Annotated in this window: 11 protein-coding genes; 5 read left to right on the top strand and 6 right to left on the bottom strand. The window is 40.2% G+C overall.

Annotated elements, in window-relative coordinates:
* The 4 genes from R2S57_RS19645 to R2S57_RS19630 form a co-directional block, all read right to left on the bottom strand.
* A complete protein-coding gene (locus tag R2S57_RS19645) occupies positions 1–1,494 on the bottom strand; it encodes a RagB/SusD family nutrient uptake outer membrane protein (RefSeq protein ID WP_316846644.1) in 1,494 nt (497 codons plus the stop codon).
* A 33-nt stretch (positions 1,495–1,527) separates the two neighbouring features.
* Positions 1,528–5,001: a SusC/RagA family TonB-linked outer membrane protein gene (locus R2S57_RS19640; protein ID WP_316846643.1), complete on the bottom strand. Its 3,474-nt coding sequence runs from the start codon at positions 4,999–5,001 to the stop codon at positions 1,528–1,530.
* 222 nt (positions 5,002–5,223) lie between these two features.
* Entirely contained in the window at positions 5,224–6,360 is a 1,137-nt protein-coding gene (locus tag R2S57_RS19635; protein WP_316846642.1) for a FecR family protein, read from the bottom strand.
* Between the two features lie 340 nt (positions 6,361–6,700).
* Entirely contained in the window at positions 6,701–7,276 is a 576-nt protein-coding gene (locus R2S57_RS19630; RefSeq protein WP_316846641.1) for an RNA polymerase sigma-70 factor, read from the bottom strand.
* Between the two features lie 499 nt (positions 7,277–7,775).
* Between R2S57_RS19630 and R2S57_RS19625 the strand changes: the two genes are divergently transcribed.
* From R2S57_RS19625 to R2S57_RS19605, 5 genes are all read left to right on the top strand, one after another.
* Complete coding sequence (locus R2S57_RS19625; protein WP_316846640.1) at positions 7,776–8,345, top strand: RNA polymerase sigma-70 factor; 570 nt, start codon at positions 7,776–7,778, stop codon at positions 8,343–8,345.
* An 85-nt stretch (positions 8,346–8,430) separates the two neighbouring features.
* Positions 8,431–9,570 (top strand): FecR family protein, encoded by a 1,140-nt coding sequence (locus R2S57_RS19620; RefSeq protein WP_316846639.1) that lies wholly within the window; start codon positions 8,431–8,433, stop codon positions 9,568–9,570.
* A gap of 121 nt (positions 9,571–9,691) precedes the next feature.
* Positions 9,692–13,042 (top strand): TonB-dependent receptor, encoded by a 3,351-nt coding sequence (locus R2S57_RS19615; RefSeq protein WP_316846638.1) that lies wholly within the window; start codon positions 9,692–9,694, stop codon positions 13,040–13,042.
* 11 nt (positions 13,043–13,053) lie between these two features.
* Complete coding sequence (locus tag R2S57_RS19610) at positions 13,054–14,499, top strand: RagB/SusD family nutrient uptake outer membrane protein (RefSeq protein ID WP_316846637.1); 1,446 nt, start codon at positions 13,054–13,056, stop codon at positions 14,497–14,499.
* Positions 14,500–14,664: 165 nt separating this feature from the next.
* Positions 14,665–14,835, top strand: a complete 171-nt coding sequence (locus R2S57_RS19605) for a HAMP domain-containing sensor histidine kinase (protein WP_316846696.1) — start codon at positions 14,665–14,667, stop codon at positions 14,833–14,835.
* 58 nt (positions 14,836–14,893) lie between these two features.
* Here the strand turns inward: R2S57_RS19605 and R2S57_RS19600 are convergent, their stop codons facing one another.
* Positions 14,894–18,070: a two-component regulator propeller domain-containing protein gene (locus R2S57_RS19600; protein WP_316846636.1), complete on the bottom strand. Its 3,177-nt coding sequence runs from the start codon at positions 18,068–18,070 to the stop codon at positions 14,894–14,896.
* Complete coding sequence (locus R2S57_RS19595) at positions 17,973–20,192, bottom strand: tetratricopeptide repeat protein (protein WP_316846635.1); 2,220 nt, start codon at positions 20,190–20,192, stop codon at positions 17,973–17,975. The genes R2S57_RS19600 and R2S57_RS19595 overlap by 98 nt, the downstream gene beginning before the upstream one ends.
* Between the last annotated feature and the right edge of the window lie 48 nt (positions 20,193–20,240).

Genomic DNA, 20,240 nt, shown 5'->3' with positions numbered 1-20,240 from the left:
TTATTGTTGGTTTTGAATGATGTTTGGGTTTTCTGTTAACACAAGCTGAGAAATTCTCATGACGACTTTAGGATCAGTTGGATTAATGGTTAATGGCGCTGAATTAAATGAGCTATAATTCCTCACCATCGGGAGGCCATTTCTAAAGTAATCGTAGCTATTATGCCCTTCAAAGGCGAGTTCCAATCTTCGTTCCAACAAAATAGCATTAGATAAAGCCTGTCCTGACAAGCCAGCCAGCGCGGTTAAGCCTGCACGGGTATGGATCACATTTAAATCAGCAAGCGCAGCGCTGGCATCTCCTGCTTTTAACCGGGCTTCTGCCCTGTTGAGGTAAACTTCTGCCAACCTTAAATGGTTAAAGGCGGCATAAGAATAGTATACGCCGTTAACCCCATTAAAGAAACGATAACTGTATTTACTGGTGCTTAATACATCTGTGGTGTTGCCCGGATAAAGATCTGTGAAATAAAAGCTTTTCCGCAGGTCGTTGGGAGCCAGTTTGCTCAATAAATCTGGCGAAGGTTTAATCTGCCCGGTAGTATAGAGATTAACATAAGTTCCCTGTGGCTGCATCAATAAAATAGGTAGATTTGAGGTACTGGCTTCGTGATTAATGGCCCAAATGGTTTCTGTATTTAACTGATTGCTTGCCGCATAATAATTGGAATAAGCAACGCCCTGCAATAAACGGTAGCCCCCATTTACAATTACCGAGTCGGCAGCCTGCGCCGATAGCCTGGCATAATTGGCATTCGGCTGATCGAAAGTTCCGCTCATATAAAGGTATACTCTGGATAACAGTGCAAATGCTCCGTATTTAGAGGCAAAACTATTTACGCCTTTCGTTTTGAAAGTAGCGATAGACTGGTTTAAATCTGCAACCACCTGATCATAAGAAGCCTGTACTGTTGCACGTGCGGGTGGTGTTGCGGTCAGGTCGAGCGGTGAAGTAATGATCGGAATACCCAGATTGGTTGCCGGACTCTGATAATATGGCCTACCATACACCCTGAGCAGATTAAAATTGATAAAGGCCCTTAAAAAAAGGTTCTCTGCCTTTGCCTGTAAAATCACATTATTGGTTTCGGCAGCGGGTACATTTTTGAGCACCACATTTACACCCAATAACGCTTTATAGGAGGCAAACCAAAAGGCATCAGATAAGCCAAAATCTTTCGATTCGGAGTTATTGTATTTAAAGGCATCTGTGTTCTGCAGATCGATCGAACTGCTGGTAGATGTTACATCGATCACCTTTACATTGTTTCCGCGGTATTCGCTGATATTGAACCAAGGGGTTTCGTAAGTGCTGTATAAGGTGGTATAATTGCCGATGGTGGCTTTCGTATAGCCATTGGGTGAGGCAAACTGCTGGTCTTCAAAGTTTACATTATGCGGAGCGAGGCTATCCAACTGCTTTTTGCAGGCAGATGAAGCAATCATGATCAATAACGCGCCTATATATCCGATATTAAATATTGTTCTTTTCATTGTATTGTGTTTAAGTTAATATGGAATCAAGAATTAAAATCCGGCGTTTAAACCCACTACAAAACGCCTGGGCATCCCGCTGGCCACACCTGTACCGCTGTACGCATTGGATGTCCCGCCAATGGTTGCACCTTCAGGATCTGAAGCAAACAAATCTTTGGATTTGATGACGAATACATTGTCCATACTGGCGTAAATGTTTAGGGAGCCCAGATGAATTTTCTTTAAAACCGATGTCGGGATATCGTATCCCAAGCGAACGTTACGCAAACGGGCATAACTCGCATCAACATATAAGAGCGACGAATTGATATTGATGCCACCCCGCTGATCAAAAGCTAAATCATAGAAATTTGGATAATTGGCATCGGTATCGCCAGGGCCTTGCCAAAAGCGGATCGCACTATTCGGCTGTGGAATGTTAAAACCTGCCTGCCAGGCTGTTGGACTAACAAAACTCCGTACAGCATTGTTCATGATCTTATTTCCATAAGAAAAATTGAACAATAAGCTCAGATTGAAATTCTTATAACGGAAATTATTCGTCCAGCCCCCAAAAAACTTAGGCGTAGCCGAACCGATGTCCTGAAAACCACGTAAACGGTCGGCTTTTACAAGCGCAATACTGTCTACAATCTGAATCTGACCGTTAGGCATGATCCTTTCGAACTGAGGCCTGCCATTTGCCGGGTTTACACCAACGTATTTTATCGCTTTCAAAGTGTTGATATCATCACCAACGTAACGGTAATAAGATCCGCTATACCCGTCAATCAAAGAATCTCCTTTGATGGAAACCAGTTTATTTTTATTAAAACTGATATTGAAATTCATGGTCCAGCTGAAATCTTTTGAACGGATATTTTCAGTATTCAACTGTAAATCAATCCCCCTGTTTCTGATCTCGCCTACGTTGCGGTATTGCGAACTAAAGCCCACATAACTCGGTAGCGCAACATTCTGAAGCAGGTTTTTACTGTCTTTATCGTAAAGATCAATACTTAAGTTCACCCGTTTAAACAAACCGATATCCAATCCTAAATTGGTAGTATAGGTGGTTTCCCAGGTGATGTTATCATTGCCCAGGCGATTGATTGTTGAACCAGAAGTGGTTGTGGTATTATAGAATACAGCATCGCTATAGGTCGTGAAATTCAGGTAATCTGCCCCTGCTTCCCTTCCCGAGGTGCCATAAGAGGCCCTTAATTTCAGATTGCTGACCGCTTTCACATTTTGCATAAATTCTTCTCCAGTAATTAGCCAACCGCCACTTACCGCATAAAAAGTACCATTACGGTTATTCAGGCCGAAATTGGTAGATGCATCTCTACGGATGGACGCTGATGCAAAGTACTTCGATTTATAGTTATCATTCACCTCACTAAAAACAGAGAACGAAGCCTTATCAACAGGTGCGGTAGACGAAGGGATGGCCGGTGTACCCGTGAGTTTATTGATCCAGGTACCATAGGTTAAAAATGCACCTAAATTACGCTCTCCGGGATATGGCGTGTTGTAGGCCGAAACAGATACATTTTCTGAATGGGTACGGGAATATTCCTGACCAACAATGGCAGAAAGCTGGTGCTCGCCAAAGGTTTTATTGAAATTAACCAGGTTGGAGGTTAAAAAATAGGTGCTCTTGGTATCGTTAAGCGCTAATGCCCCGTTAACAAAAATCCGGTTGGAAGCCGCACCGTCATATCTTCCCCTATAGGTCCTCGGATCTTTATAACTGTTTACACTGTTGTTGTTATAATTAATCGTGTTTGATGATTGTAACGATAACCATGGCGTAACCGCATATTTTAAAATACCCGTTCCCATTAAATTTAAACGGTTCGTTTTTACCGTATTATATTCATGAGAGTATAAGGGATTATCGTAATATTGGGTTAAACGTGCACCTGTTGCCCTGTAGGTATAATTAGAAATAGAATCGGCCAGTGTGCCATTTGCATAATTGGGCGAAACCCAGGGTTGAAAAAGATAATACTGGTTTTCGCTATTGGTTGCGGTATAGTTATCCAATATCGCATTGGTATTTAAACTAAAGGTAAGTTTATCCGTAATCTTTTGGTCTACATTAACACGGATCGATTTACGGCTTACACCATCGTCCAGCAGCGTACCATCCTGTTTGTTCCAGTTTAAGGCCGTGTAAAACCTGGTTTTATCTGTTCCGCTGGAGATAGACAAATTGATGTCGCTCTGGTTACCATCGGTAAAAAAGGCATTGTTATCCCATTCAGTATTTACAGCCAAATCCGCATCTGAGAAAATTCTGGTGGCATTAAAATACTGGTCAAAAGTTGGATATGTGGTCCTTAACGACGCTGTACCAGTATACAAGGCCTGCATGTATTTGGTGATGTGTGCCGTGGCTTCTGATGTATTCATGAAGCGAATGGCGCGGTTGTTCTGTACTTTTCCGTAATTCGCGCCAAAATTTATTTTAGTTTTACCAACGCTACCCCGCTTGGTAACCACTACGATTACACCCTGAGCAGCCCTTGAGCCGTAAATTGCAGTAGAGGCAGCATCCCTTAAAATGTTTATGCTTTCAATATCCTGCGGATCAATTATGTCTTGAAGATTGGCGGCATTGGTAATTACGCCATCAATTACGATGAGAGGCCCGTAATTGGTATTCGAGGCATCGTTAAAACTGCTTTGTCCACGCAAAACCACCTGACCGCGATTGGCTACACTACCACCTTGTTCTACAATGTACAAACCTGCTGCTACTCCTTTCAACATGGCGAGCCCGTTTACGGTTGATACCCCGTTGCGCAGTGTTTCTCCGCTGATGCTTTGAACACTACCGGTCAATTCAGATGCCTTCTTTTGGGTATAACCCGTTACCACTACCTGCTCAAGATTAGAAACATCTGGCTGCATCGTAACAGACATATTATTCCGTGCGGGCAATTCCCTGCTAACATAACCTACATAAGAAAAAATAAGTATCGCGTCCGAATTTTCCACGTCAATGGCAAAAGCACCTTCACTGTTTGTATAAACAGCTCTGCCACCGCTTTTGGGCTTAATACTTACGCTACTCATCGGCGAGCCCTTTTCGTCTAATACCTTCCCTCTAATTTCGACGGCGTTGATCCTGTTGATCAGCCGATCCAAAAAACCAGGATCTTTCTTTTTGATTACAATGGTTTTATCGCCAATAGAATAAGTAAGGTCTTGCCCTTTAAAAATTTCTTCCAATGCGATATCCAACGTTACATTCGATAAACTTAAACTTACATTTTTAGCTTTAGGCAATATATCATCACCATAAAGCACATCGTAACCAGAGAGTTGTTTGATCTTGTTAAGCGTTTCAATTAAGGAAACATTTTTTTGAGAGAGTGTTATATTTTGACCAAATGTGCTGGCACTTACCTGCATACAGATGGCTAAAACCAGAAAAGTAGTTATTTTCATGGCCATGAAAATTTTAGCGCGCAGCCAGTTAAACGGCACACCTAGGTTAAAAGTAGATTTATTCATACTTTTGTAGGGTTTGGGTTTAGGTTCAAGATTGATATTCAGTCGGTCTTTTCGGGGTTTTTCCCGTTCAGAATGGTACCCAGACATTTGCGTAGGGGTGCTCTAACACCTCTGCGCTTTTTTGGTACCTGCTTAGCTGCTAAGTCAGCAGTTTTGTAGTAGATTTTTCTTCATTGTTTGGTTTGGATTAGTGATATATGGTTCTATTAATTGATAATCGTGTTAGGCTTTTGATACGATAATACTCTTGCCGTTTATTGTAAATTTCAACAGGCCAGTTTTCTCCAGTTTATCAAGCAACATGCTAATGTCTGCAAAGCGTGAAACTGAGCCACTCACTTTTACATGTTTAACATTATCCTGGAAAATAACATTTACGTTATACCATCTCGATACCTCACGCATAACCGTTTCTATGTCTTCACTGTCAAAACTAAATTTGTTGTCTTTCCAATAGACCGCCTCTTGCGGGTTTATCGTTTTCACTGTAATGATGCCTTTGCTTAAAACAGCCTGTTCGCCTGGCACAAGTATCTTGTACACATCAGCAGCAGAATGTTCAAGCGAAGAAACTTTTACACTGCCTTCCAGCAGGGTTGTTTTTGTGTTTGGTTCGTCGTGATAACTGTTAATATTGAAATGTGTACCCAATACTTCAACTTTTTGGTTCGCCGTAAGCACTTCAAAAGGATGTTTCTTGTTTTTTGCCACCTCAAAATAGGCTTCACCCTCCAGTTTAATTTTCCTTCTGGCAGTACGGTTTAAGCCTGTAGAATAGGTAATAGAAGAACTTGCATTCAGGTGTACCAAAGATCCGTCTGGTAATACAACACCATATTGCTGTCCCCTGGCGGTAGTTAAAGTATTGTAAACACCCGTATCAGCAGTATTTTCTACAATTGTGTAAATCAGTTTTCCATCAGCCGTTTTGCTTATGCTCAGCCCATGTTCGGTTATGGTTGTATTTAAGGTATTTGATAAGGTAATTTTCTTACCATTAGCTAAAGTAAGTGTTGCTTTTTGTTCGCCTGGTTTTATGTTATGACTGGCCAAAGAACCGATTCCGCCCTGCTGCGAGCGCATCCTGTAAAAGAACAGTCCCCCAAGTACCATAACAAATACAGCTGCAGCTACCCAGTATTTCAACATCGGACGATATAATTTAACGTCTTTTGTAATCTGCGTCTGGCCTGCGATCACATTCCACATTTCTACTTTAGCCTCTTCAAGTTCCTCCTCTCCCAACTTTACATCTTCGTCGCCATTTAACTGATGAAACCAGTTTTCTAATATTAATAGCTCTTCGCCTGAGCATTGCCCGGCTTTATATTTTGCTAATAGTTTTTCGGCGTTATTCATAGGTGTTATTTAGGCGCTAATTATAACCAAGACAGTTAACAGCGGGCCTACAGTGACAAGCTTTGCAGATTTATTTAAGAAAAAACAAAAAAAACATACAAACAACTGAAAATCAATAAATTAAAATAAAAAAATCAGTTATCAGATTTGATTTAGCATAAAAGTAAAAAATTAAGGGTTGAGACGCGGTTGGCTCGGACTTGGTTCGGGCCTCAGACGAAGTTGTGACACTTGCACCCGAACAAAACCCGCAATAATCGCGACACCACTACATCCTAACTGTTATCACAATCGGACCTTCATGCAGAGGTGTATATTTAAACAAAAAAATGAAGTGAGATTAATAAAAGAACCCAACTAAAATAAAAAGCGGGCCTAATTTATCTCTCATGATTTTTAGTGCCCGTTTCATCTGGGTATTCACCGTATCCTCAGAGATATTCATCGCAGATGCGATTTCTTTATAGGTTTTATTTTCTTTGCGACTTAATAGAAACACCTGTCGCATTTTAGGGGGGAGCGCGTTGATCTCTTTTTCAATCAATGCCGCAATTTCTTTCTCCCGAATGAGATAGTCGGTACCGGCGGTGTGATTGCCTAAGTAATCGTTTAAAGAATCGATATATTTTTGTTCGATCTGTTGGTGCGCAAAAATATTAAGCGCCCTGTTGCGAACAGATTGATAAAGGTAGCCAGCTAAAGAAGTATCTACCGATAGTTGCTGATGGCGGTTCCATAACTGTATAAAAACTTCTTGCACCACATCTTTAGCTTCTTCTCTGTTTCGAAGCTTTTTAAATGCATATATATACAATAAGCTATTGTAACGTGTATAAATTTCAATATAAGCCTGGCGATCTCCTTCTTTTAGAAGTAAACAAAGCGCCTGATCACTATATTCGCTATATACATCCATATTTCCCTTTCAAATTTATGTCTTAGAAACTACGAATACAATAAAAAATAGCTAAACCTTAAAAAAAAGACATCATAAGTTAAAAAAGGAATATTTTCATGGCATCATGAAACCTATTTAACTAGACGACAAGGGCTACTACAAGATATTTTATCTGTTATTTAGGAGTTTGACCAAATATTAAAACAATTATTCACGTTAATAAATTCTATTCATTCGGCAAAACAATTTATTTAAACCACAATAAATTTTGATTTCCACAATTATATTTTAAGCTTTACATATTGATATGATCGCTCGAACGAGTACCATGTTTCATCAATCTATATGGTGTGCCTGTTACAGAAATAGTATTCCCTAAAATCTATTTCTGTTTGAATAGAAAGCACATTATATAAATCATCCCATTTTTTTTGATCAGGTAAAATTTGCCGGTTTAGTACAACCACGAATATTCCTGCTATATATCTTTTTGTATTAACAATTAGGGAATAACAATATGAATAAAGATCATCAGCTTTTAGATTCAGAGTTGGTTGTGCGTTTGAAAAAGGGAAGTCATGATGCTTTTAATCAACTTTATAAAAGGTTTTTTAAGTCGCTGTACATCCATGCTTTTAAACGTCTCGGTAATGATGAAGATGCCATAGACATTGTCCAGGATTTATTCGAATTTCTTTGGACGAAAAGATATGCGCTCGAAATCGATAATTTTTCCGCTTACATGTACACGGCCGTCCGGAACCGGATATTTACTTTTCAGCTGCGTTCCGACCGCAAAAACCTTTATCTCAATTCTTTAAAAGCGTTTATCGATAACGGTGAATTTGTTACCGATGACCATGTTCGGGAGCGGGAATTAACAGCACTGATTGAAAAAGAAATTGCCGCACTTCCGCCCCAAATGAAAAAGGTTTTTATCATGAGCAGAACGGAGGGTTTGAGTCATAAAGATATTGCCACATGCCTGGGCACTTCCGAACATACGGTACGTACCCAGATCAAAAGAACCTTAAAAATCCTACGTGCCCGTATCGGGATCATCGCTTATCTGATTTTGATCATGTAAGATTAAACAAATTGTTTTTCACCTACAGTACCCTATTGAATGGATTGGATAGTCTTATCTGATATAAGGGATAAGATCTTTATTTATGGAAAAGCCGGAAACTGAAAAATTAATTGAAAAATACCTTGCTGGGAAAGCGGGTCCGGAAGAATGTACAATGGTAGAAAGCTGGTATTTAGATACCGCTGAGGAAGGGAAAGCACCTGAAATGTCGATGGTACTTGCCGCTGAAAATAAAGTATGGAAACAGCTTTCATTTAATCAGAAATATAAAAAGACCAGAAGGCTCTGGTTTGGAAGTGTTGCCGCAATATTGGTGACTACTTTTTTGGGTATTTATTTCTATTCCAATAGGTCAAAAGAAGTTATTGCTGCTGCAAAGATTGTAAATCTATCTCGCCAGATAAAACCAGGCACCAATAAAGCAGTACTCATTCTCTCAGATGGGAAGAAAGTGATTTTAACCGAGGCGATTAAAGGCAAAATTGCAAGCCAAACAGGCGTTCGTATCACTAAAAGTGCCACCGGACAATTGATTTATACTGCCATTCTTCCATCAGGACAACATACGGCAGAAAAAGCTGTTGAACTGAAATATAACACCATCCTAACGCCTGCCGGTGGCCAATACCAGGTTAATTTACCTGATGGCACCAGGGTTTGGATTAATGCGTCCTCATCCTTAAAATTCCCCATACAGTTTGCAGGTAAAGAACGGCGTGTAGAATTAAGCGGCGAAGCTTATTTTGAAGTAACAAAAGATGAATCTAAACCTTTTAAGGTCGCTACAGCCGAACAGGAAATTACGGTTTTCGGAACCCATTTTAATGTAAACGCTTATGTTGATGAGGACAAAACAAAGACAACGCTATTAACTGGAAGTGTAAAGGTTAGGGCTAACAACAATACCATTTTGTTCCTGAAACCAGGTGAACAATCCGTTCTGGCAGGAAATAATATAAAAGCCAGGTCAGTAGATGTATCAACAGCGGTTGGTTGGAAAAACGGACTTTTTGTTTTCGACAATGAAAAAATAGCCCCCATTATGCGAAGAATCAGCCGCTGGTATAATGTAGACATTGTATACAGGGGAAAGATATCTGATGAAAAAATCATGGGAAGCATTTCCAGGTATCAGGATATACATGATGTTTTAGAAATACTGGAATTAACTGATCTGGTACATTTCAAAATTGAAGAAAGGAGGATTATCGTTATGCCTTAGATCTACACGCCTGATCAATCAGAATACCATCGGGGATGTTTGCTTCACCCCGATCGATGTTGAGGTTGATCACTGAATTAAATTAATAAACAACCCATTACAAAAACCAAAACAACCAAATATGAAATTCAATAGGATCTTTTGGAGATCTGGTGTCTCCAAAAATAGAATAATGCTGGTGATGAAACTTACCGTTATTTTTCTAATTACAGCGTTTCTACCGGTTAAAGCGGCAGTAAATGCCCAGATGTTAACCATACAGGAAAACAATATCTCCCTGGGAAAGCTATTTACAGAAATCCATAAACAAACAGGTTATAGCTTTGTGTATACCGAAGAGATGTTAGCCGAATCAAAAAACATCAACGTTAAATTTAAAAATACGCCACTAAAAAAAGTATTGGCATTCGTATTTTCCAATCAGCCTTTAACCTATGTAATAAAGGATGAAGTGATTGTTGTAAAAAGGAAAAACGAGCCAATAAAAACTTTAGCTATCCCCCCTGCCGATGTAAAAGGTAAAATCCTCGATGAAAAGGGAATTGGTATGCCGGGTGTAACCATCAAAATCAAAAATACCAGTACCATAGCCACTTCAGGAAACAATGGAGAATTTGTGCTAAAGAATGTTCCAGAAAATGCGATTTTAATTATTTCTTATGTTGGCTACGCTACCCAGGAAATTAAAGCTGATGCACAAGCTGAGATGACCATTAAACTCGTGTTAAAACTAGATGAATTAAGCGAAATTCTTGTTGTAGGCTATGGCACCACTAAACGGGAGGATTTAACAGGTTCTGTTGCCACCATTGGAAAGAAGGAATTAAAAAATGTTCCGATTACCCGTGTAGATCAGATGTTGCAGGGCAAGGCAGCTGGTGTTCAGGTTACCTCTATTAGCGGAGCTCCAGGCTCTGGTTCCTCGATCAGAATAAGAGGGGGTAATTCCATCACGGCAGGTAACGAACCCTTATATGTAATTGATGGCCTTATTGGCGGTGGAGATATCAACCTGATCAATCCTGAAGACATTGAGTCGATGGTGATACTTAAAGATGCGTCATCAACGGCCATATATGGTGCAAGAGGGGCCAATGGGGTAATATTGATTACTACCAAAAAAGGTACCGTAGGCCAGGACAATATCAATTTCGATGCCTACACCGGTTGGCAAAAAATACCCAAACTGATTCCCATGCTCAATGCCAGCCAATTCGCACAATTGGCAAATGAAAGTGCGGTTGATGATGGCCAACCTGCCCCCTATTCGGATCCGCAATCGCTTGGCGAAGGCACCAACTGGCAAAAAGAAATCAGCCGGGTAGCACCGATGCAAAATATAACGTTAAGTGCTTCGGGAGGTAAAAGTGATTACAATTATTTTTTATCTGGAAACTATAACCGTCAGGATGGGGTAATCATTAATTCAGGTTTTAAACGTTATCAATTCAGGTCTAACCTGAATAAAAGCATCAAAGAAAATATAAAGATCGGCGCCATTTTGAATGTAGGAAGGGCGGAAACCAATAACAACACGGTTTCTTTAGGGGGATTGGATTATTACCAATCAGCTTTGGCTTTTGCTCCAACAGCTACAATCTATAATGCGGATGGTTCATTTAACAGTAAAAGGCCATACGACACAAATGTTTATGACAATCCTGTTGCACAGGGCACCTTGCCCACCAATAAAACCACCAGCACCAATGTAATCGGTAATTTATTTGCTGAATGGGAAATGATTAAAGATCTGAAGTTCAAATCAACCTTTGGCTCCGAGTTAAACTTTAACAAGAGAAATATTTATAACCCGGGCGCATTACCCTCCAGAGCGAATGCGAAAAGTGGCGGTGCTGCCGATGTGGCTACCGAAAATTCAGTGATGTGGCTGAGTGAAAATACCTTAAGTTATACTAAGGATATTACCAATGATCACCATATAGATGCCGTTATCGGAACTTCCTATCAAACAGGAAATACAGAAAGACTACGCGCCAATGCAGACCTATATGCTACTGATGCTTTTTTATACCACAACTTGGGCGCAACAGACCAAAAGAAGTTTAACATCAGATCTCAATATGAAAACACATTTGGAGATGATGAGTATACCATTATTTCTTATCTATCCCGATTAAACTACAGCTATAGAAGCAAATATTTATTAACCTTAACAGCCAGGATAGATGGTTCGTCGCGATTTGCAGAAAACCATAAAAATGCCTTCTTCCCTGCTGCGGCGGTGGCCTGGAAAGCATCTGACGAAGAGTTTGTGAAAAACCTGCATGTATTTGATAACCTCAAATTCAGGGCAAGTTTTGGCTATAATGGCAATCAGGCCATAGGGATTTATTCGTCCCTTCCCTCATTAAAGACGCAGTCGGGATTTCTAATCGGTGACGCCAAAATTTTGGGTTATACCTCTGAAAATTTACCTAATCCTGATCTAAAGTGGGAAACTACGCGCCAGTTTGATTTGGGCCTGGAATTTGGAATATTAAAAAACAGGATCACTGTAGAAATTGATTATTATTCTAAAAGAACAAAAGATTTGTTGTTAAGTGAACAATTGCCTACACATACAGGCTATAGTTCAAAAATCAGCAATATCGGTTCAGTGTCGAATAAGGGTTTAGAAGTGCTGATCAATACCCGTAATATCATCAGTAAAGATTTTACCTGGGAAACCAGCTTTAATATTTCGGGCAACAGGAACAAAGTGATAGATTTAGGCGGTGTAACGGGTTTTGATCTTGCCGGTACTGGTTTTGGGGGCTATTCTACCATTAGCAGGCTTGTGGTGGGCCAGCCGGTTGGTACGTTCTGGGGCGCAACTTACATGGGTACCCAGAAAACCACAGCAGTACCCGCAGGTTCGGTAAATCCACGGGCAACACCCCGTTTGGGTGATCCCTTATATAAGGATTTTGACGGCGACAATAAATTCACGCCAGCAGATTTTGGCATAATCGGCGATGCAAACCCAAAATTTTATGGCGGCCTGGGCAATACTTTTACCTATAAAAACCTGTCGTTAAATGTGTTCTTGCAGGGTTCTTTTGGTAACGACGTCATGAATATCTCTGATGCTTTTTACAATACAGGATCGCCTTTAACCAATCAGTTCGCCTCTAATGCCGACAGATGGACACCAAACAACCCGAATTCTGATATTCCAAGGGTAAACTCCAGGGATTATATAACGTCTACCAGATGGGTGTATGATGGCTCATTTTTGCGGTTAAAAACATTGTCATTAAGTTATGCGCTAAATGGAAAAGATATAGGGGTGAACTGGATAAAAAGACTGAATGTATTCGCTACAGGAACCAACCTGTTTCTGATGACCAAATATCCCTATTATGAACCCGAAACCAATTCGTACGGAACAGATACTGTATTAAGGGGTTTCGACTCGACCAATTACCCGCAGAACAGAACACTTGCATTAGGTTTTAATTTAACCCTTTAACTGTAATTACGATGAAAAAGCATTTATATATAATTGTATTGCTCAGCACAATTATTTTATTTGGCGCATGCCAGAAAGCATTAATAGAGGAACCCAAAAGTTTTTTAAGTCCCGATCAGTTTTTTAAAAGCGATGAGGATGCCAAGCAAGGCGTAAATGGCGCTTATTTTTGGCTGGTTGGTGCTCACCCGCAAAGATTATTTCAGCAGGAACTTTGGTCGTATCTGGATGAAGAATGCGACAATATTCTCTCCAAAACGGTTAGGGGTGCCCTAAATATCAGCCCGGTAAACCCTGGCGACTATACCCAAACCATGTGGAATGGCTGTTACAGAGGTGTTTATGCCGCTTCGCAAGTAATCGATAAAGTTGCAAAATCTGGCACGAGCCCCATTAAAGACCGATCGGTTGCAGAAGCCCGGTTTTTAAGGGCATTATACTATTATTATTTAACTGGTATCTTTAGGGACGTGCCTTTAGTTACAGATAAAAATTATTTAGCCATCGAAGAAACCAGAAAATTACCAAGAACGCCTGCTGCCGATGTACGTAAACTGATGATTGAAGATTTAAATGCTGCTATAGCCGTATTGCCTTTAAAGTATTCAGATGCTGGTGATAAAGGCAGAGCCACAAAAGGGGCTGCCCAAACCTTGCTCACCAAGGTATACCTATGGAACAAAGACTGGAAAAATGCAGCCACTACGGCAAAGACTGTACAGGGTTACCGACTGTTGGCCAATTATGCGGATGTATTTAAAAGTGACAATGAATTTAATGACGAATCTATTTTTGAGATAGATTTTAAAACAGATTTATTGAATAGTTATCAGCACGCATTCTATTCTCCCAACAGCACCGTAAATGTTGAGCCTTTTGCATCTAAACCATGGTATGGGGGTTATGTTCCATTTAAAGCTTATGCCAATAGCTTTGAGACCAACGATGCCAGAAAAGAGTCTATTATTGCCACGGGTTATAACGGGAAGGCATTTAAGCCTGAAACCGTTTATAATACCGACGTTTGGTTCGGGCCTAAATGGTGGCGGCTGGATGCTGGAGAACGCAATAGTGGTTTAGATATTTATGTTTTCAGATACGCTGATGTTTTATTAATGCTTGCAGAAGCGGCGAATGAAGATAACGACATCACCACAGCACTCAACGCCATCAATCAGGTAAGAGTGCGCGCAAAACTCGCACCTCTGGCCGGACTTACGCAGGAGGCACTGAGAACAGCAATCCGTAAAGAACGTTCAATTGAACTGGTAGGAGAAGGACACCGGAAGTTTGATCTGGTGAGATGGGGCATTTGGTTTGAAACCGCCAAGGCAGCAATGGCCACAGAGGCACCGTTAAGGGCAAATTCATTGCAAAAAAAGTACGAATATGCGCCAATCCCTGCAGGAGAAGTTCAAAAAGATCCTGCACTGAACCCTCAAAATGAAGGCTACTAATTATTTTAAGGTATCTTGCTTTGTGCAGGATACCTTAAAACCTTTTCTGTTTGCTATAATATACTACTTTGATGCCAAAAAGCTTTTCAATTCTTCGCCTTGCAAAACGATTTATTCCCTAACCAGGTTTAAACACCTGGAAAAAATGCACTGTAAACAGGTAGAATTAAACGTATCTTTACCGACGCCAAACGGAAAGGAACCTCTGGCGAACATTCTTATGGTTTGGGTCTGGCAATATCCAAGCAAATTGTAGAAGCACATGGTGGAAAGATATGGCTGGAAAGCGAAGTTGATCAGGGAAGCAATTTCTTTGTTTCATTACCCTTGAGCTGAGATCGTAAGATCAAAGAAGTACCCATTCATTAAAGACCAGCCATCTTCTAAATAGCCTTTATGCTACTTTAATGATGGGCAAACAAATGGTAGCCACTGTACCCCGATCATTTTCCCTCAATCGGATATCAAAAGTGGCCTTAAAACCATCATTTTGGCTGTTGATCATATCTACCCTTTCTAAAATAGATTTAAGCCCGATCGATTTCTCTTTTATCCCTTTCGGAAGCAATGGTTTAGTGTTTTTCTGATAACCAACTCCGTTATCTGTAACTGTGATAAAAACATGGTCTGTTTCAATATTTAAAGTTACATCCAAATGTGCACCGGGTTGTGGCGATTCGATTAACCCGTGTAAAATGGCATTTTCAATTAGGGGTTGAATCAGCATTGGCGGCAACAAAAAGTCTTTAAGGTCCAGTGCTTCATTTACCATAAAGGTGTAACTGAAAGCATTGTCGTAACGCATGGCCTCTAACTCGGTATAAAGTTTAATGGCTTTCCATTCCCGATCGGCAGTAACCAGACTTTTAGTTGAGTTTTCAAGGATCAAACGGCTCAAGGCCGCAAACTTCTGGATCAGCCGTGAAGCCATTTTTTTATCGTTATCCATAATGTATGATTCGATAGAATTTAACACATTAAAGATAAAATGTGGGTTCATTTGTGAGCGTATGGCTTTTAATTCGCTTTCAGAGAGCCTTTGCTTAAACAAAAACTGCCCGCGGATAAAAGCAATCCTCCTTCTCCATAAGAAAACAATAAACATCGCCACAAATAATACACAAATTACTGCAAACCAATTGGTCTCGTACCAAAACGGCAGAACGGTAATAAGTAAACGTTCTTCCAGGCTAAACACTTCGTCGTTGTTGCTGCCTTTAATGTAAAGCTCGTACTTTCCATTACGCGGGCTACCTAGTGCAATATCACCGTTTTTAACTTCCTGCCAATGGGCTTTTTTTCCTACTTTATAAAAATACCTGTTTTCTTGTGGCGCCGTGTAATTGGTGAGTGCAAAATGAATGTTGATAATTTTTGTTCCTGCTTTAACAACAATGCTTTGTTTTTCTGGAGTGATCGCTGTACCGTCGGCGCTTACATCCATAAAAATCACCTTTGGTACCGAGAGGTTTGTTTTGATGTGATAGGGATTAAATCTGGTCACATAGCCACTGTAGCTCAGCAGAAAATTATTGGATTGATCAATCTCAAAAAAACCATGCCCCTCATACTGAAAGGGAAGACCGTTGTTAATGTTAAAAAAAGTAAATTTCTTTTTTCTGTCGTACCTGATAATTCCCTGCTGCGAGGGTATCCATAAATTACCCAGGGTATCTATCAATATTCTTTTCAGGTAGTTTTCTGGCAATCCCGATTTATGGTCTATTAATAAACCTGTTCCCTTTTTCTTATCTATTTTAACCAGCCCCACATCAGAAACAGCCCATATGGTTTGTTCCTGATCTTCTGTAAGATCGGTTACCCAACTGATATCGCATACTTTTCCATCAACCCCTTTCACTACAATTTTACTAAAAGCATCTTTTGAAGGGATATAACGGCTAATACCCTTGGTGGCCCCTATCCAGAAATCGCCCTGTTTATCCATCAAGCCAGAATAAACTACACCATCTATATTTTTATGATCGGGTTTATATTGTTTAACGAATATTCCTTTAACGGGGTTAAAAAGATAAAGTCCATTTTGCCTGGCCCGGATCCAAAACAGGCCGTCTTTTCTTTTGTATACTTTTGATACGGCCAGGTTCTCCTTGATGTTTAAATCTACTGGCGGAAAATAAAGCTTGTTACGGCTTCCTGTCTGCTTTACCAAACCCGAATCAGTACTGAACCAAAGGTTGTTTTGTTCGTCTTTATAAATACTATTAATGGATTTACTCAACTTGCTCTTTGAATTTGCAGGCACTTGCAAAATATGCGACTGGAACTGCCAGTTCTTATTGAATACATAAACCCCTTTAGCATAATAACCGGTTACATAAAATTTATCGCTGGTTTCGAGCATATTATTGGGCAAACCAAAAAGCTTGGGATTATTGAGCTTCAGTTGCTGGTATAAAGGAATGTTCTCAAAATTCTGCAGGTTTGGATCGAGTATACTGATGCCGTTGTCTGTTGATAACCAAAGCCGGTTCTGCCGGTCTTTGTTAATGTGGTAAATATTAAATGCGTTCAAAGACGAAGGATTTAGCACATCCGAAACGTATTCCTTAATGCGATTGCTTTTACTGTCTTTAAGTATCAAACCACCTTCAGCGGCCATACAAAGCCAATTGCGCTGTTCATTATCTGTCCATTCTATAATATCATAAACATTTGCATCTACAAGCTTCGCAAAATCAGTTTGTATAGGCTGATAATCCCTGCGTTGCAGATCGAAGCTTCTCAGTCCATTCTTGGTTTGGCCAATGTAAACCGTGCCGCTAAGGGCCTGAAAAAAACAGAGATTATCATTGCCTTTCTGTGTTCCACCAGATATTAGTTTTTGTTGTTTTTCGTCTACCAGGTACAGTCCGGTACTGCCAACTGCCCAAAGCCTGTGCAAATTGTCTTCACGAATTTGCCTAAACGAATTTTGAATACCTTCAGTCTTTGGCAACACGTAGGTGGTAAATTTATTTTTCTGATAGTTAAACAACTGTATAGCACCTTCCATAGCCAACCACAGCCTGCCCTTGCTGTCAACAAAAGGCATACAGTTCCAGTTGCTGACCAAACTATTTCCGTTTTTCGCATCATGAAAAAAATTCACTGCTTTTCCGGTAGCAGGATTAAACCTCGACAGGCCATTTAAGGTACCCAGCCACAGCTGCTGCTCGCGGTCGGCCACAATAGACACCACAACATCGCTGCTAATGGAAGTGCTATCGGTATCATTGTGCTTAAATTCTTTAATGCCCGTACCATCATAACGGTTTAACCCTTTGCTGGTGGCAATCCAGATAATCCCGTTTTGGTCTTCGTAGGTACATTTTACCGCATTGGTACTTAAGCCGTCTTTAACGGTAAGCTGATTGAACCTGAGGTTGGGAAACGATTGCCCATTGGCCGAAAAACGACACAGCATAAAACAAAGCAGATATAGGCTAATTCGCAATTTCATTACACATTCATCAGGCCACCTTAAAATAGTTGGGCAGGCATAACATTGCGGTGGTTCCTCTTTCGCCCTGTCCAATTTTAATGTCGAAACGGGCTTTACTATCTTCATACTGCAAGTTAATCATTTCTATCCTTTCCCGAATAGACTGGATACCAATGGATTTCTCTTTAACTCCGATTTTAGGCTGTGTTTTATTTTGTGGATGGTAGCCCTTACCATTATCGCTCACCGTTATATACAGGCCGGTTTTGTTTTGCACCATTTTTACTGCCAAATGTGCGTCAGGTTGAGTATCGATAATAAGGCCATGCAAAATTGCATTTTCGATAAGCGGCTGAATGAGCATTGGGGGCAAAAGCAATTCTTCGAGCCTGATGTGCTCGTCGACCACAAAATCATAGCTAAAAGAATGGCTATAACGCATGGCTTCCAATTCGGTATACAGTTTAAGGGCCTTCCACTCCCGATCGGCCGTTACCAAACTTTTCGTAGAATTTTCTAAGATAAGCCTGCTTAATGAGGCAAATTTCTGGATCAGTCGCGAAGCCATTCTCTTATCGTTGTCCATAATATACGATTCGATGGAGTTGAGCACATTGAAAATAAAATGTGGGTTCATTTGCGAACGAATGGCTTTGAGTTCGCTTTCAGAAAGCTGACTCCGATAGCTCAGCTCTTTGTTACGCTGTTCGGCCTGTTGCTGCTGTAAGGTGTTTTTAAACCTCAGTTGCCGAATACGGTATTTATTGTATACAAACAGCAATACAGAGCAAAGTACAACCACAATTAAAATGGTATAAAGCCATAATTGTTTAAGTTCCAATCTATCCAATTTTTGTTCTTGTGAGAGCTGTTTTACCTTAACCGATTGGAGTTTTCCATTATTGATAGAAATCAGCAATAGTTTTTCCTTTTCTTTCTTTTGCAGCTTTTCGTTTTGCAATTGCACCTGCTGCAAGCTTCTTAAGCGAAGACTTGCATTAAGCTGCTCTGCATTTAGGGCCAGCTGTAACCTTTGCTGTTTCATCTGCTCATCGGCCAATTCCTGTTGCTGTTGATAAGTGGCCTCTTTTTTATCAAACTCGTATTGTATACCAAGCCTGGCTATTTCGTCTCTTTTTTTACTGTTATCGATGCTATCTTTAAACATGGCGTATTTTTTGAAATAAAAAAGTGCGCTATCGGTCAACTTCAATTTCTCATATAATTGACTTAATCCTTCACTGGCATTTTTCTGTATTTCAGGCATTTTTAAATCTTGCCCTATCCTTAATGAGCCTAATCCATAAAATTTTGCATGTTCCAGGTCACCTTTTTTGGCGTAGGCTTCGGCAACATTCTGCATATTAAAACCTATACTTTTGGTATTGCCCAATACTTTATTTAAGGCAATCGCTTTGAGGCCGTAGTTTAGGGCCAGGTCGTATTGCCCCATCTGGCTGTAATAAGAAGCCAGATTACCTGTTTCGCGGGCGTAACTTACTTTATCACCTAACGAATCGGCTAATTTTGCAGATTTTGACGCATAAAGAATAGCTTTACGAAAGTTTTTTTGCCGGCCGTATACATTTCCGATATTACCCAGAGAGGGTATAGTCGCTATTTTATTTTTCAATTTCTCTTGTAGAGAAATCGCTTTCTCAAAATGCTCAATTGCCTTGATGTAATCTGCAGTTTCGATATAAACCAAGCCGATGTTACTGTAAATAGCCGCCTCGTCACGCTTTCTATCTTTATAACTGTTTGGATCGCTTTCAGGAATCCTTTCCATGATTTTAGTAGCCTGCTGGTAATAGTTCAATGCCTGCGGAAAATTGGATTGATAGATATAGATGGTAGCCATATTGGAAAGATCACCAGCTACACCATACACATTTCCCGTGGCCCTATCATTAATTAATGCCGTATTTAATGCGGTTATCGCTTCAGGAAATCGGGCAAGGATATTCAAAATAGCGCCTTTTACCCTGTAGCAACTCGCTACAATACCTTTGTCTTTAATGTTATGCTCAAAAGAAAGCCCCTGATCAATATAATCTAAACTCTTCTTGGGATTTGAGTTGATAAAGCTAGCAGCCAGAAAAAACAGGTCGCGGGCCTTCCTATCGTCGTTAGCTAAATTGCCAGCTACAGCCCTTTCCAAAGAATCTATTTTGGTCGATTGTGCTGCAGTCTTCTCCTGCAATAACAAGAACAATAGGATAAAGATCAAGCAGCTGAGATTTTTCATGGGATATTTGTAACACTAGCTTTTCAAAAATAAATTATAGGCAGGTTG

Origin of the sequence: Pedobacter psychrodurus (assembly GCF_032678585.1) — a bacterium.
Lineage (GTDB): Bacteria > Bacteroidota > Bacteroidia > Sphingobacteriales > Sphingobacteriaceae > Pedobacter > Pedobacter psychrodurus_A.
This window is presented reverse-complemented; position numbering and strand designations above follow the sequence as displayed.